The sequence below is a fragment of the Kitasatospora sp. NPDC028961 genome (genome assembly GCF_055564815.1).
This window is the reverse complement of sequence record NZ_JBVHVO010000021.1, coordinates 73,431-87,848: the sequence shown is the minus strand read 5'-3', so window position 1 is coordinate 87,848 and position 14,418 is coordinate 73,431. Positions and strand designations below refer to the sequence as shown.

At 76.0% G+C, this 14,418-nt stretch carries 13 protein-coding genes; 7 read left to right on the top strand and 6 right to left on the bottom strand.

Annotated features, from left to right (window positions below):
- Positions 1 to 70 precede the first annotated feature (70 nt).
- Together ACZ4UX_RS27820 and ACZ4UX_RS27815 are read left to right on the top strand one after the other, a co-directional pair.
- Positions 71 to 982 carry an acyl-CoA thioesterase gene (locus ACZ4UX_RS27820; RefSeq protein ID WP_329490636.1) on the top strand — a complete coding sequence of 304 codons (912 nt, stop codon included), beginning with the start codon at positions 71 to 73 and terminating at the stop codon, positions 980 to 982.
- A gap of 108 nt (positions 983 to 1,090) precedes the next feature.
- Positions 1,091 to 1,729, top strand: coding sequence for a TetR/AcrR family transcriptional regulator (locus ACZ4UX_RS27815; protein ID WP_329490635.1), 639 nt, complete (start codon positions 1,091 to 1,093; stop codon positions 1,727 to 1,729).
- Between the two features lie 6 nt (positions 1,730 to 1,735).
- Here the strand turns inward: ACZ4UX_RS27815 and ACZ4UX_RS27810 are convergent, their stop codons facing one another.
- On the bottom strand, positions 1,736 to 3,121 hold the full coding sequence (locus ACZ4UX_RS27810; protein ID WP_396487737.1) for a sulfite oxidase: 1,386 nt from the start codon (positions 3,119 to 3,121) through the stop codon (positions 1,736 to 1,738).
- Between the two features lie 392 nt (positions 3,122 to 3,513).
- Here ACZ4UX_RS27810 and ACZ4UX_RS27805 point away from each other — a divergent pair, with 392 nt between their 5' ends.
- From ACZ4UX_RS27805 to ACZ4UX_RS27790, 4 genes are all read left to right on the top strand, one after another.
- Complete coding sequence (locus ACZ4UX_RS27805; RefSeq protein ID WP_465708706.1) at positions 3,514 to 4,305, top strand: alpha/beta fold hydrolase; 792 nt, start codon at positions 3,514 to 3,516, stop codon at positions 4,303 to 4,305.
- A gap of 60 nt (positions 4,306 to 4,365) precedes the next feature.
- Positions 4,366 to 4,752: a MerR family transcriptional regulator gene (locus ACZ4UX_RS27800; protein ID WP_352294178.1), complete on the top strand. Its 387-nt coding sequence runs from the start codon at positions 4,366 to 4,368 to the stop codon at positions 4,750 to 4,752.
- A gap of 163 nt (positions 4,753 to 4,915) precedes the next feature.
- Positions 4,916 to 6,553: a BCCT family transporter gene (locus ACZ4UX_RS27795; protein ID WP_359804330.1), complete on the top strand. Its 1,638-nt coding sequence runs from the start codon at positions 4,916 to 4,918 to the stop codon at positions 6,551 to 6,553.
- Between the two features lie 120 nt (positions 6,554 to 6,673).
- On the top strand, positions 6,674 to 6,853 hold the full coding sequence (locus ACZ4UX_RS27790; protein ID WP_352294182.1) for a hypothetical protein: 180 nt from the start codon (positions 6,674 to 6,676) through the stop codon (positions 6,851 to 6,853).
- A 121-nt stretch (positions 6,854 to 6,974) separates the two neighbouring features.
- Here the strand turns inward: ACZ4UX_RS27790 and ACZ4UX_RS27785 are convergent, their stop codons facing one another.
- A complete protein-coding gene (locus ACZ4UX_RS27785) occupies positions 6,975 to 8,666 on the bottom strand; it encodes a DUF2398 family protein (protein WP_465708705.1) in 1,692 nt (563 codons plus the stop codon).
- Between the two features lie 225 nt (positions 8,667 to 8,891).
- On the opposite strand from ACZ4UX_RS27785, the gene ACZ4UX_RS27780 reads away from it, so the two are divergent.
- On the top strand, positions 8,892 to 9,656 hold the full coding sequence (locus tag ACZ4UX_RS27780; protein WP_465708704.1) for a lysoplasmalogenase: 765 nt from the start codon (positions 8,892 to 8,894) through the stop codon (positions 9,654 to 9,656).
- An 80-nt stretch (positions 9,657 to 9,736) separates the two neighbouring features.
- Here ACZ4UX_RS27780 and ACZ4UX_RS27775 read toward each other — a convergent pair whose 3' ends face one another.
- The 4 genes from ACZ4UX_RS27775 to ACZ4UX_RS27760 all read right to left on the bottom strand — a co-directional run bounded on the left by ACZ4UX_RS27775 (position 9,737) and on the right by ACZ4UX_RS27760 (position 14,400).
- Positions 9,737 to 10,351 carry a hypothetical protein gene (locus ACZ4UX_RS27775; protein WP_359804326.1) on the bottom strand — a complete coding sequence of 205 codons (615 nt, stop codon included), beginning with the start codon at positions 10,349 to 10,351 and terminating at the stop codon, positions 9,737 to 9,739.
- A 170-nt stretch (positions 10,352 to 10,521) separates the two neighbouring features.
- Positions 10,522 to 11,325, bottom strand: coding sequence for an exodeoxyribonuclease III (locus tag ACZ4UX_RS27770; protein WP_465708703.1), 804 nt, complete (start codon positions 11,323 to 11,325; stop codon positions 10,522 to 10,524).
- A 131-nt stretch (positions 11,326 to 11,456) separates the two neighbouring features.
- Positions 11,457 to 13,244: a gamma-glutamyltransferase gene (ggt, locus tag ACZ4UX_RS27765; protein WP_352295148.1), complete on the bottom strand. Its 1,788-nt coding sequence runs from the start codon at positions 13,242 to 13,244 to the stop codon at positions 11,457 to 11,459.
- Positions 13,245 to 13,338: 94 nt separating this feature from the next.
- Complete coding sequence (locus tag ACZ4UX_RS27760) at positions 13,339 to 14,400, bottom strand: ROK family glucokinase (RefSeq protein ID WP_359804341.1); 1,062 nt, start codon at positions 14,398 to 14,400, stop codon at positions 13,339 to 13,341.
- Positions 14,401 to 14,418: the final 18 nt, after the last annotated feature.

Below are 14,418 nucleotides of genomic sequence, written 5' to 3'. Positions count from 1 at the left end.
ATCCGGCTCCTCCGCTCCCCGGGTTACCCCGGTCACACCACCGGACGGCGGCTTCTGCCACTATGTCCCCGTGACCGACCTGACCGAGAAGGAGAGACCGGCCGCCGACACCGCCGGCTCGTTCGCCGAGCTGCTGCGGATCGAGCGGCTGGATGAGAACACGTTCCGGGGGCGCTGCCACGCCGGCGCCCCGATGCGCGCCTTCGGCGGCCAGGTCGCCGCGCAGGCGCTGACCGCCGCCGGGCACACCATCGGCGACGACCGGGACGTGCACTCGCTGCACAGCTACTTCCTGCTCCCCGGGGACCCGTCCCGGCCGATCCGCTACGAGGTCGACCGGGTCCGCCAGGGGATGTCCTACGCCACCCGCCGGGTGACCGCCGTCCAGGGCGGCGAAGCGATCTTCACGCTCTCCGCCTCCTTCAAGCGGCCCGAGCCCGCCGCCGACCGCCACCGGGAGATGCCGGCGCTGCCCGGCCCGGAGGAGCTGCCGGACGCGCTGGCGGGCTGGGACGCCGAGGCCCGCGCCGCGCTGACCCGCACGGGCGGCTTCGGCTCGCTGGACCTGCGGTTCGTCCCGCCGGACGCGCCCGGCGTGCCGCCGGCCGTCCCGGGCATGCCGCAGCAGTTCGTCTGGCTGCGCACCGCCTCCCCGCTCCCCGCCGGGGACCGGCTGCTGCACGTCTGCGCGCTGACCTACCTCTCGGACCTCACGCTGGCCTCGACGGCCGGGCTGCACGTCCAGCCGAACTTCTTCCAGCGCACCGAGCCGCCCCGGCTGATCATGGCCTCGCTGGACCACGCGATGTGGTTCCACCGCCCGTTCCGGGCCGACGAGTGGCTGCTGTTCGCCCAGCGCAGCCCCTCCTCCTCGGACGGCCGGGGGCTGTCGCTCGGCGAGTTCTACGACCGGGACGGCCGGCTGGTCGCCTCCGCCGTCCAGGAGGCCCTGATCCGCGACCGGGCACCCCGGGCGCACTGACCCCGGTTCCGCGCCGCCGTCCGCCGGCCACCGGTGGACGGCGGACGAACGCGGGGCGACCGGTCGGCGTCATACTCCTGAGCGGTTCCGAGCCGTATCATGGTGCGGGTGACCAAGGTTGACCTGTCACCACGACCGGTGGAGGCGATGTCTCCACGTCAGCTCGAACGCCGCGAGTCCCTGATCGCGGCCGCGCTCGCCCTGGTGAACGAGATCGGTGTCGAGCGGCTGCAGATGAAACAGGTCTGCGAGCGGTCCGGAGTCGCCCTCGGGACGGCGTACCGCTACTTCTCCTCCAAGGACCACCTGCTGGCCGCGGCCATCGCCGAATGGCACCGGCTGCTGCTGGCCGACCTGGTGGCGGAGCTGCGCGGACCGCGGGCCGGGCTGGGGGCCACCGACCGGGTGGTGCGCTTCGTGCGCGGAGGCATGCGCGCCTACCAGCGCCAGCCCGAACTGGCCCGGCTCCGGGTGGCCGTCGCCGCCTCCACCGACCCCTTCGCCAGCGAGGCGCTGCAGGGCATGGCCCGCGCCGACAGCACCGCGCTGCAGGCGGTGATGGCCGAGGTGCCGGCCGCCGCGAGCGACCTGGTGCGGCACATCGTCGGCCACGCCTGGCAGGGCGAGCTGACCGCCTGGGTGACCGGCCGCACCACGCTCGGCGACGCCCGGCGGCGGCTGGAGGACGTGGTGCGGCTGGTGCTGACCCCGTACGAGGCGCCGTACGAGGCCAGCCCCACCGGCTGAGCGGCGTCAGGCGACCGTCACCGGGTGGACCACCACCGCGTCGAACAGGTAGCCCTCGCGGTTGAACACGGACGTCGCGGGCTGGGTGTTGCCGCGGCGGTCGGTCGCGCGCGCCCGCAGCTCGTACGGGCCGGTCCGGTCCGGGCGCCAGTCGAGGCTCCAGCGCGTCCAGTTGTCGGCGCGCGGCTCGTCCCGCAGCTCGGCGCGGTGCCAGCGCCGGCCGCCGTCGGTGCTCACCTCGACCCGGCGGACCGGCGCCGCGCCCGACCAGGAGCGTCCGTACAGGCGGTGCTCGCGGCCCGCCGCCAGCACCGCGTCACGGGCGAGTTCGAAAGCGCTCTTCACCACCTGGGTGGTGACCGGCGCACTTCCGCCGGCCGGGTAGTCAGGACCGAACATCCGGTAGAAGTCGGTATTCCAGGGCGAGTACAGCGGCTGGTCGGCGACCTCGATCGAGCCGACCCACTTGATCGAGGCGATCCCGATCCAGCCCGGCACCACCAGCCGCAGGGGCGCACCGTGGTCGGGCGTCAGCGGTTCGCCGTTCATCTCGTAGGCGAGCAGCACGTCGTCCAGCGCCTTCGCGACCGGCAGCGGGCGGCGCACCCGGCCGAAGTCGACGCCACCGCTCACGTACGCCGGGTCGAGGCCGCTGGGCAGCACGTCCACCGCGTCCCGGGTCAGCCCGGCCCGGTGCAGCACCTCGGCCAGCCGCACGCCGCGCCACTGGGCGGAGCCGACCCCGCCGAGCGTCCAGGGGGTGCCGGGCACGGGCTGGTTCTGCTGGGTGGCGTAGAAGCTGCGGCCGTTGCCGGCGCACTCGATCAGGGCGCTGATCCTGGTCGAGGGCAGGGCGCGCAGGTCCGCCAGGCCGAACTCGACCGGCCGCCCGGCGTCCGGGCCGCCGCGCAGGCCGCTGCCGAAGAGCCGCAGCCGCCAGCTGTCGGCGTCGATGACCGGGGTACTGGTGTGGTTGCGGACGAAGAACCGCTCCACCGGGACGTGCCGGCCGATCGCGCCCTCCGCGTCGCGCAGCGCGTCCCAGCGCATCTCGGCGTTGGTCCCGCGCGGGAGGAACCACTCGGCGGGCAGCGGCTTCACGATGCCGGGCACGGGGGACACCGTACCCGCGAGGGCCGTGGGCGGCTCGGCAAGCGCTCCCGGCGCGGCGGTCGCGGTCCGCGCCCGGGCGCGGTCCGGGACGACCAGCCCGCCGGCGGCGGGTGCGGCGAGCACCCCGGCGGCGGTGAGCATCCGCAGCAGGGTCCGGCGCTCGACGCCGTCGGCGCGGGCCTCGCCGGCCGACCACTGCCGGCGGCGGAGCCGGTCGTAGGCGGCCTCGCCGGGGATCGGGCTCGCGGGGGTGGTCCGAAGGGGGTTCGCGGTGGGCACGGGCACACTTCCGTTCGGTTGCGGCGGACGGTCGGGCGGGCCGCGCGGCCGGGCGGGCGGGGACGCGGGCGCCGACGGCGCGGGCCCGCTCCGGCCCGGCGCGGAGCGCGCGGGCGGGGCTCAGCGACAGCGGTCGGTGCGTCTGGCGCGGCGGGCGACGGCCCGGCGGGCAGCGGCGCTCCGGACCGGGGCGGCGGTCCGCCCGGTCGGTCTCGCGGCGCTCGGGCCTCCGGTCACGCCCGGATCATACGATCGCGAACCGTGTCGCGTCCGCCGATCCCGCCGATCGACGCCGCGCGGGCGGTTCGGCCCGCACCGGACTTGACCTTCACACCGGTGTGAACTCCTAGCGTGCCGGTCACCGAGCCATCCAGGTGAACAGGAGCCCCGCCATGACCGAGCCGTCCCCCGCCACCCCGCCCGCGCTGGCCCGGATCGTCCGGGGCTCCGGCCCGGGCCTGCTGCTCGCGCACGGCGCCGGCGGCAGCGCCCGGGACAACTGGGGGCCGCTGCTGGACGACCTCGCCGCCCACCGCACCGTCGTCGCACCCGACTTCCCCGGCTCCGGCGGCACCCCGTTCGAGCCGGCCGGGCCCTCGCTCGACGAGCTGGCGGACCGGCTGGTCGCCGCCGCCGTCGAGGAGGGCCTGGAGAGCTTCGACCTGGCCGGGTACTCGCTCGGGGCCGCCGTCGCCGTCCGCGCCGCCACCCGGCACCCGGCCCGGGTCCGCTCGCTGCTGCTGCTCGCCGGGGTGGCCGGCGGCGACCACCGGCTCCGGCTCACCGCCGAGCTGGCGGCCGGCCTGGCCGACCACCCGGAGCTGCTGGCCCGTTTCGTGCTCGCGGTCGCCTTCGGCGAGACCTGGGTCGACGCGCTCACCGCCGAGCAGCTCGCGGACCTGCGCGCCGCCCTGCTCGCCCCCGTCCCGGCCGGCTACCGCCAGCAGTTCGGCCTGGCCGGCCGGGTGGACGTGCGCGGCGACCTGGCCCGGGTCACCGTGCCGACGCTGGTGATCAGCACCACCGAGGACATGCTGGTCGCGCCGAGCCAGCACCGGGCCCTGGCCGAGGGCATCCCGGGCGCCCGGCTGGTCGAACTCGCCAGTGGCCACCTCCCGGTGGTCGAGCGCCTGCCCGAACTGCGCGCGCTGCTGCTGGACTTCGTGACCGGTCGGCCGGCGTAGCGACGGCCCCGCCGCGTCCGGGCCGGGAACAGCCCGGCCCGGACGGGCGTTCGCCCGGTCATGCGCATCGGAGAACTCGCCCGCCTGACCGGGGTGTCCACCCGCCTGCTGCGGTACTACGGGGAGCAGGGGCTGCTCGAACCGGACCGGTCGGCCGCCGGCTACCGCGAGTACCGCGAGGGCGACCAGATCCGGGTGCGGCAGATCCGCGGTCTGCTCGCGGCGGGCCTGTCCACCCGGGTGATCGCCGAGATCCTGCCGTGCGCGAGCGGCCCCGTCCCGGCCCTGGAGGCCTGCCCCGACCTGCTCGCCACCCTCCGCGGCGAGCTGGCCGAACTCGACACCCGGATCGCCGAGCTGACCCGCAGCCGGCAGGCGCTGGCCGGGTACCTGGACACCGCCGCCCCGGCCACCGGGCCCTCCGCCCGCGCGTACGCGGCCGCGTGACGACCCGCCGCCCGGCGCGCCGATCCTCGCCCTGACGGCCCGTCCGGTCGCCTCTCCCCGGCGTGCCCTCCCCCCGGCACCCCCGAGGACTGGACATAGTACGACATGTATCCATTTTCCGATCGTGTCGCCGACCGTCCAGTACGCCAGGAGAGGGACCTTCATGAGCAGCCAGCCACCAGGCCCGGACGAACCCGCCGCGACCCTCCCCGTCGACCGGACGGTGTTCGGCGTCAGTGCCGTCCTGGTGCTGGGGGTGGTCGCCTGGGGCGTCTTCGCCGAGGACTCGCTCGGCCGGACGTCCGACACCGCGCTCGGCTGGGTGCTGCACAACTTCGGCTGGCTGTTCGTGGTCGCCGCCGACGTCTTCCTGGTGCTCACCGTCCTGCTCGCGTTCAGCCGCTTCGGCCGGATCCGGCTCGGCCGCGACGACGACGAGCCGGAGTTCTCCACCCTCGCCTGGGTCGCGATGATGTTCAGCGCCGGCATGGGCATCGGCCTCATGTTCTACGGCGTCGGCGAACCGCTCCAGCTCTACGCCGCGCCGCAGCCCGGCTCCGGCCTGGAGCCGCAGAGCCCGGCCGCCGCCCAGCAGGCGCTGGAGTTCTCGCTCTTCCACTGGACCCTGCACCCCTGGGCGATCTACGCGGTCGGCGGCCTGGCGCTCGCCTACACCACCTTCCGCAAGGGCCGGGGCAACCGGATCTCCGCCGCCTTCGTCCCGCTGATCGGCGAACGCGGCGCGAACGGCTGGCCCGGCCGGGCGATCGACCTGCTGGCGGTGTTCGCGACCGTCTTCGGCTCGGCGACCAGCCTCGGCCTGGGCGCCCTCCAGGTGGCGGACGGCCTCGGCTTCATCTCCTCCGTCGAGAACACCGAACGCACCCAGCTGGTCATCATCGGCTCGCTGACCGCCGCCTTCGTCCTCTCCGCCTTCTCCGGCGTGCACAAGGGCGTCAAGTGGCTCTCCACCTCGAACGTCGTGCTGGCCTCGCTGATCATGCTCTTCGTCTTCGTGTTCGGCCCGTCGGTCTTCGTCCTGGACGCGATCCCGTCCACCGTCGGCGGCTACCTCTCCGACCTGGTCGCCATGTCGACCCAGACCGGCGCCTTCACCGACGAGAGCTGGCTCGGCTCCTGGACGATCTTCTACTGGGCCTGGTGGCTCTCCTGGGCGCCGTTCGTCGGCACCTTCATCGCCCGGATCTCGCGCGGCCGGACCATCCGGCAGTTCCTCACCGGCGTGCTGCTGGTCCCCAGCGGGGCGACGGTGGTCTGGTTCTGCGTGATGGGCGGGACGGCGATCCGGCTGAACTCCACCGGCGAGGCCGACCTGGTGGCCACCATCCCCCAGGGCGCCGAGGCCTCGCTGTTCGAGATGCTGCGCTCGCTCCCGCTCGGCTCGGTGACCAGCGTCATCGCGGTCCTGCTGGTGATGACCTTCTTCATCACCAGTGCCGACTCCGCCTCGCTCGTGCTCGGCTCGCTCTCCAGCCGGGGCTCGCTGCACCCGCGCACCTGGCTGGTGGTGGTCTGGGGCGTGCTGATGGGCGGGGTCGCCGCCGCGCTACTGCTGGCCGGCGGGCTCACCGCGCTGCAGAACGCCACCATCCTGGTCGCGCTGCCGTTCGTGGTGGTGATGCTGCTGCTCTGCGTCGCCCTGGTGAAGGAGCTGCGCGAGGATCCGGCGGCCGGGCCCTCGCGGTTCCACGCCGCGCACGGCCTGCGGGACGCCGTCCGGGTGGCCGTCGGCGAGGCGATGGCCGACGCCCGGCGGGGGCCGCGACCGCCGTCCCGGTGACCGCCCCGGATCCGCCCCGCCCCGGGGCGGGGCGGATCCGGCACGAACCGACGCTTGGCCCCCATCCGGACTTCACCCGCGCGTACCGCTCGTTCACGCCGCCCTGGAACGCTCCCTGTCATGAACGCCAACCCTCCGGCGACCCTCCAGGATCCGCGCTTCCCGCTCCCGCAGCGCCACCGCCGCTTCCTGGCCTGTGCCGCCGTTCTCGCCTCCATCGCCCTCGGCACGCTCGGTGTGGGAGCCACCGTCGAAGCCGCCCAGCACGGCCCGCTCACGGCGGCCACCGCCCGACGATGACCCGCTGATCCCGCCGCCCTCCGCGCCCGACCCCAGGCACCGCCGTCCGGCCCACCGGCCAAGGACGCGGTGCTTCTTTCGTTCCCGACGCGCGACCCGCTCGACGGCGGGCCGGTGGCGCTCAGGCCCGCTGCTCCGCCCGGGGGCCGGCCGGAGCCGCCACCGGGGCCTCCCGGCGGGAGTGCCGGCCCGTCCCCGGGGCCGGCCGCAGATCGGGCGCCGGAGCGAAGCGGGCGGCGGGGGCGCGCAGCAGCCAGCCCGGCGGCCGGGTGCCGCGCGGCGTGGGGGTGATCAGGCCCATCCGGTGCAGCAGGTCGAGGGCGTCGCGGCGCAGCGCGGTGCGGTCGGCGAGGTAGTCGCGCCGCCAGCCGGCCGGCAGCCCGTACTCGTCGGCGATGTCCCCGAGGACGCCGTCTATCAGCGCGTCCGGGATCGGGACGTCCGCGCCGGTGGCCTCGCCGGGGAGCGGGCGGACCTCCTCGACCAGGCGCTCGACCAGCAGCAGGGCGGCCTGGGCGAGGGTGCCGGCCCCGGGCAGGGCGAGGTCGGTGAGTTCGTCGGCGGGGTCGAGCAGGGCGACCCCCTCGGCCCGCAGTTCGGCCTCCAGGCCGAGGAACTCGGCGAGCGCCGCCGGGCCGGTCCGGCGGTGGAGGTCGAGCCAGTCGCGCTGGTCCGCGGGCAGGTCGGCGGCGAGCACGGCGGGGGTCTCGGCGAGGCGGCGGCGCACGGCGGTGCCGGGCTCGGCCCCGGCGGCGCGGCGGATCAGGTCGGCGGCGTCGTCGGCGAGGGCGGGCGGGCCCGCGGGTACGGCGCGGGCCAGCTCCCGGTCGACCGTCAGGACGACGCCGTCCGCGCTCCGGTCGGCGGGTATCTCGCCGAGCACCTGCCAGTCGGCCAGTGCGGCGAGGGCCATCGCGAGGTCGGCGGGCGTGGCGGCCGGACCGGGCGCGGTGTCCCGCATCGCCGCCAGCAGGGGGCCGAGCGGGAGCCGTTCGGGGGCGTCCACCAGCAGGGACAGCGCGAGGGCGAGCTGGGCGTAGCCGCCGGGGGTGAACGGCGCGCCGGTGCCGGGGTGTTCGAGCCGGCGGGCGGCGCCGGGGCCGAGCCCGGCCTTGTAGAGGCGGGCGTGCCAGGGGCCGACCACCAGGCGGTAGCCGAGCAGGGTGTCGAACTGGCCGGTCAGCCAGTCGCGGTGACGCCGGATCAGCGGGAACCCGTCGGCGTGCGGCCCGGAGGCGGTGACCAGCGGGTGGGCGAGCAGCAACCGGGCGGCGATCCGGCGCTCGGCGGCGGCGGAACGGTCCTGCGCGCCGGCGGCCGAGCGGGCCGGCTCGGGCTTGCGGTGCTTTCCGGGCAGACCCGGCTTGGCTCCTGAGCGGACGACGGGCAGCGCCCCCTCGTCCCGCCGGGCCCGGCGCTGGCGGCGCGCCGGCCGCGGCTCGCGCACCCGCAGCGCGGCGGGGGCGTGCGCGGTGGGACCGTGCCACCAGCTGACGGCGTCACCGGCCGCCGCCTCCGGACCGGTCACCGGCTCGGCCGGGACGCCGAAGTGGCGGGCCGGGTAGAGGCCGAAGGTGGCGACGCAGAGGTCGTCGGCGGTCCCGGGATCGGCCTCGGCGAACCAGTGCGCCAGCCGGAGCAGCCCCGGATCGGGCGAGAGGACGGCCCCTCCGGTCTCCTGGGGAGCGTCAGGACCGGCTTCGCGTACGGCGACGACGGCGACGGTGGTGCCCTGCCCCGCCCCGCCCGTGCGCCCGTCCGACGTGCCGCCGGCCACCCGCGTGGTGCCGGCCGCGTACTCCTGCTGCTCCATGTCGTGGACCAGACTAGACGGTGGGCGCGGCCGCCGGTGGCCCCAGCCGGAGCTCGCGGCGAATTGGTCCGCGCGTACCCCGCCGGAGCGGCCCCGGCCGTCGGCGCGCGCCGGCCTACGCCCGGGTAGTACTCGTGGGTAACCCGGCCTTCCCCGGACGGACCCGGTCGCCTAGGGTGCGGACGAACGGGCCGCCCGCCCCCACCCACCGGAGGACACCGCCGCATGAGCATCCGCACCACCACCCGCGCCGTCCTCGGCGGGCGCCTGCGCTCCGCCACCGGGCTGCTCACCGGCTTCGCCGCCACCTCGGCGGCCCACCTGGGCGCGCTGCTCACCGACACGCCCGCCCTGCGGCACGCCACCAAGCCGGCGCTGATGCCGCTGCTGGCCGCGCACAGCGTCACGGCCGCCACCGCGGCCGGGCGGGAGGCGCCGAAGCTGCTGGCGCCCGCGCTGCTGCTCAGCGGCGGCGGGGACGTCCTGCTCCAGCTCGGCGACGACACCGCGTTCCTGGCCGGGATGGGCTCCTTCGCGGCGGCGCACGTCTGCTACGTGACGATGTTCGTCCGGCAGGGGGCGCTCACGGACCGGCGGCGGGCGCTGATCGTCACGGCCGCGTACGCGACGGCCTGGGCCGTGATGGTGGGCCGGCTCTGGCCGGACCTCGGCGGCCTCCGGGCGCCGGTGGCCGGGTACAGCCTGCTGCTCGCCTCGACCGCCGTCACCTCGGCCGGGCTGGGGTGGCGCACCGGCCTCGGCGGGGCGCTCTTCCTGCTCTCCGACACCCTGATCGCCACCAAGCTCGCGAAGTGGCGCGAGCTGCCCGGGCACCAGTTCTGGATCATGGCGACGTACCTCCTGGCCCAGTACCTGCTGGCCTCCGGCCTCCTGCGGGCCGCGGAGGCGCCGGAGACCCCGCGGGCTTCCCGGGCGTCCACGGCGGCCGGGGTCACCGGGGGCTCCGCGGCCCGGGCCGCGACGGCCTGAGACGGGCCGGTGCCGCCGGACCGACCGGTCCGGCGGCACCGTGGGGCGGGCCCGAGGGCCCCCGGGTGCGGGGCGCGCCTTCAGGCGGACCCGGCGCCGCCGCGTCGCCGCAGCAGCCAGAATCCGCCGATACCGCCGACCACCAGCGCCGCGCCGCCCGCCAGCTCGGCGGGGTCGGCCGCGACCGAGCCGCCGAGACCGGTCTGCACGGCGCCGTGCGGGGCGACCTGCTGGCTGCCCGCACCGGACTGGCCGAGCGAGCCGGCCCACTCCCCGGCCGCCTTGCCCCACTCGCCGAGGCTCTGGCCGGGCGAGGAGGAGGCTCCGGAGGACGCGGCGACGGTGGTCACCGTGACGCTGGTCGAGAAGGCGGCGCCGTCGGGGCAGGTGCCGTCGACCTTGCTGTCGCCGCCGGCCTTGCCCGCCAGCCGCGCGGAGCCGGTGTGCCGGCCGTCCGATCCCAGGGTGAGGGTGGCCGGGCCGCCCTCGAAGGCCTGGGAGCTCGCGGTGATGGTCTTGGCGTCGGGCTTGTCGGACTTCTCGCAGGAGACCGTGACCGTCACGGTCTGGCCCGGTGCGGCCTGGGACGGGCTGACCGTGGCGGCGCCGTCCTTGGCCAGCGCGAGGGGGGCCGTCAGGCCGGTCAGCACCGTCGCGCCGATCAGGGCGGCGGCGGCCGTACGCGTGGGGCGCATACCGGAACCTCCGGGATTCTCGGGCGCGGCCGGGGACTCCGAAGTCCACGTGATCGAACAACCACACCCAGTCATTCACCGACGGTAGGCACACACCCGGCGCCCGGCCACCGCTCTGGCCCGTTCGGGCGAGCCGCCGCTACGGGGCGTGACGCCGGGCCCGGCCGGGCTCAGAGGTCCAGGTCGACCACGACCGGGGCGTGGTCCGACGTCCCCTTGCCCTTGCGGGCCTCGCGGTCCACATAGCTGTCCGTGACGGCGTCGACGAAGGGCTTGTTGGCGTAGGTGAGGTCGATCCGCATGCCCCGGTTCTTCGGGAAGGCCAGCTGGCGGTAGTCCCAGTAGGTGTACGGGCGGTCGTACTTCAGCGGGCGGGGCACGACGTCCTGCAGACCGGCCTCGCCCAGGGCGGCGAGGGCGGCGCGCTCGGCGGGGGTGACGTGCGTCAGGCCCTCGAAGGCCGCCACGTCGAAGACGTCCTCGTCGGTCGGGGCGATGTTGAAGTCCCCGAGGACGGCGAAGGGACGCTCCCCCGCGGCGTCCTCCAGCGAGGCCAGCCGCAGGGCCTCCAGCCACTCCAGCTTGTAGCGGTAGTGGGCGTGGTCCACCTCGCGGCCGTTGGGCACGTAGACCGACCAGACCCGGACCGGGCCGCAGGTGGCGGCGATGGCCCGCGGCTCGGTGTCGGGCAGCAGGGCGCCGTCGGCGAGGAAGCCGGGCTGGCCGGGGAGGTCGCGCACCACGTCCTCCAGACCGATCCGGGAGACGATGGCCACGCCGTTCCACCGGCCGGTGCCGTACGCGGCGGTCTCGTAGCCGAGCTCGCGGACCGGCTCGTAGGGGAAGGCGTCGGTGGAGCACTTGAGCTCCTGGAGGCAGAGCACGTCCGGCTTGGCGCTCTCCAGCCATTCCAGCAGCTTGGGCAGCCGCGCGGTGACGGAGTTGATGTTCCAGGTGGCGATGCGGACGGTCACGGCGGGCGGCCTTCCCGGTGGTACGGACGAGGGTGGGCGCCCGGCAGGACGCCCACCCCGAATCTACCGCCCGGCACCGACAGGCCCGTGGGCCCGCGGGCCCAGGGGCCACCGCCGTCAGGCGTCGGGCGTCAGGGCGCGGGGCGCACCACCGCCGCCGCGCCGCCGCCGCGCCGCACCGGCTCGGCGGCCGCCACCCAGCGGCCGTCCGGCAGGCGCTCGACGCCGGTCGCGGCGCCGATCTCGGGCGTGCTGGTGAACACGTGGCCGAGCGCCTCCAGCCGGGCCCGCTCGGGCAGGTCCAGGAAGGCCGGCTCGGCCTGGGTGGCGGCCGTGTTGCGCTGGCTGGCCCGCGGCGCGGCGATCGCCTGCTCCAGGCCGAGGCCCCGGTCCAGGCGTCCGAGCAGGACCTGGAGGGTGGTGGTGATGATGGTCGCGCCGCCGGGCGAGCCGGCCGCCAGCACCGGCTCGCCGTCGCGCAGCACGATGGTCGGCGAGAGCGAGGAGCGCGGGCGCTTGCCCGGCCCGGCGAGGTTCGGGTCCGGCACCCCGGGGGTCAGCGGGGTGAAGTTGAAGTCGGTCAGCTCGTTGTTGAGCAGGAAGCCCCGGCCGGGGACGGTGATGCCGCTGCCGCCGGTCTGCTCCAGGGTGAGGGTGTAGGAGACGACGTTGCCCCAGCGGTCGGCCACGGTCAGGTGACTGGTGCTCAGTCCCTCGTAGGGCTCGGGCTGGGCCGCGCCGGTGTTCGCGCAGTCGGCCGGGTGGCGCGGGTCGCCGGGGGCGAGCGGGCTGGTGAGCGCCCGGTCGGGGCTGATCAGGCAGGCCCGCGAGGCGACGTACCGGGGGGAGAGCAGCTCCTTGGCCGGGACGTCGGAGAAGGCCGGGTCGCCGACCCAGCGGTTGCGGTCGGCGAAGGAGATCCGGGAGGCCTCCAGGAAGTGGTGGTAGTACTGCGTGTCGTCGTACCGGCCGACGTCGCCGTCCTCCAGGATGCCGAGCGCCTCGCCGACGGTGGTGCCGCCGGAGCTGGACGGGGCGATCGAGTAGAGGTCGTAGTCGCGGTAGGCCACGTGGGTGGGCTGCTGGCGGCGCACCTGGTACGCGGCCAGGTCGGCGGCGTCCACCTTGCCGGGGCGGGCGTTGCGCCCGGAGGCCGGGTCCACCGGCGGGTGCTGGATGGTCCGGACGATGTCGGCGCCGAGGTCGCCCCGGTAGAGCGCCGCGGTGCCCTGCTCGCCCAGCTGGCGGTAGGTGGCGGCGAGCTCCGGGTTGCGGAACGTGGAGCCGACCGCGGGGAGCTTGCCGCCGGGCAGGAAGAGCTTCGCGGTGGCGGGGAAGTCCTTGAACCGGTCCTGGTTGAGCGCGGTCTGGTCCTGGAAGGTCTGGTCGACGGTGAAGCCCTGCTCGGCGATCCGCCGGGCCGGCTTCAGCGCGTCGGCGAAGGAGCGCTTGCCCCACTGCCGCACGGCCGTCTCCCAGGTCGCCGGGGAGCCGGGCACGCCGACCGACAGCCCGCTGGTGACGGCATCCGCGAAGGCCAGCGGCTTGCCGCCCTCCAGGAAGAGCGACGCGTCGGCCGTCCGGGAGGCCGTCTCGCGGCCGTCGATGGTGGACACCCGGCCGCTGTCGTGGTCGTAGTAGACGAAGTACCCGCCGCCGCCGATGCCGGCCGAGTACGGCTCGGTGACACCGAGCGCCGCCGCGACGGCGACGGCGGCGTCCACCGCGTTGCCGCCCTTGCGCAGCACCTCGATGCCGGCCGCCGTGGCGTCGGCGTCCACGCTGGCCACCGCGCCGCCCCAGCCCACCGCCTCGGGCACCTTCGGCGGCGGGGCTGCCGCCCCGGCCGGCCCGGCGGCGGAACAGACCAGGGCGGTGGCAAGCAGGAGCGGCGGGGCGATTCGGGCCAGAGCTCTCATCCGGAGGCCTCCTGAGTCGACGTCAACTCCGTTGTTTCACAGGAGGCATGGCCCGGACAACAGGGCGCCGCGACTACCGGCGGGTAGTCCGGCGCTACAGCACGCTGCGCTCCACCCGGCGCCGCTTGATGGTGCGGAAGCGGCGGGCGACCTGGCGGGCGAGGTCGGCAGCGCCGACCAGGCCCGCCTCGTTGCCCAGGGCCGCGTGCGCGATGGTCGCCTCCGGGCGGAAGCCGCGCCCGGTGAGGGTGCGGCGGAAGGCGTCCCGGGCCGGGGCTAGGAGGAGGTCGCCGGCCTCGGAGACGCCGCCGCCGACCACGAAGCGGCCCGGGTCCAGGGCGGCCGCGAGGTTGGCGATGCCGACCCCGAGCCAGGTGCCGACCTCGTAGAGCAGCTCGACGGCGGTCGCGTCACCGGCCCGGGCGGCCTCGGTGACCAGCGGGCCGGTGATGCCCTCGACCGCGCCGCCGGCCCTGGCCAGCAGCAGCTGGACCACCGGCGACTCCTCGGCGACCAGCTCGCGCGCGTCGCGCACCAGGGCGTTCCCGGAGGAGTACTGCTCCCAGCAGCCCCGGTTGCCGCACGGGCAGCGGTGGCCGCCGGGCACCACCTGCATGTGCCCGAACTCCCCCGCCAGCCCGTACTTGCCCCGGTCGACGTAGCCGTCGCGGACCACCGCGCCGCCGATGCCGGTGCCGAGGGTGAGCATCACCATGAGGTCCTCGCCGCGCCCGGCGCCGAACCGCCATTCGGCCCAGGCCGCCGCGTTGGCGTCGTTCTCGACGATCACCGGGAACCGCAGCCGCTCGCTGAGCGCCTGCTGGAGCGGTTCGTTGCGCCAGTTCAGGTGCGGGGCGAAGAGCACCCGGGAGCGCTCGGCGTCCACCCAGCCGGCCGCGCCGATGCCCACCGCGTGGACGTCGTGGCGGTCGGCGAGTTCGAGCACCAGCTCGACGATGACGTCCTCGACGACCCGGGGGCTCTTGCTCTTGTCGGGGGTGTCGGTGCGCAGCTTCTCCAGCACCTTGCCCTCGCCGTCCACCACGCCCGCGACCACCTTGGTGCCGCCGATGTCGACGCCGATGGTGGGCAGCCGCAGGAGGCCGGCGGGCAGGGCCCGGCGGCGGCGCTCGGCCCGCGGGCCGAGGCCGAGCAGGCTGGGCAGGACCGGTGG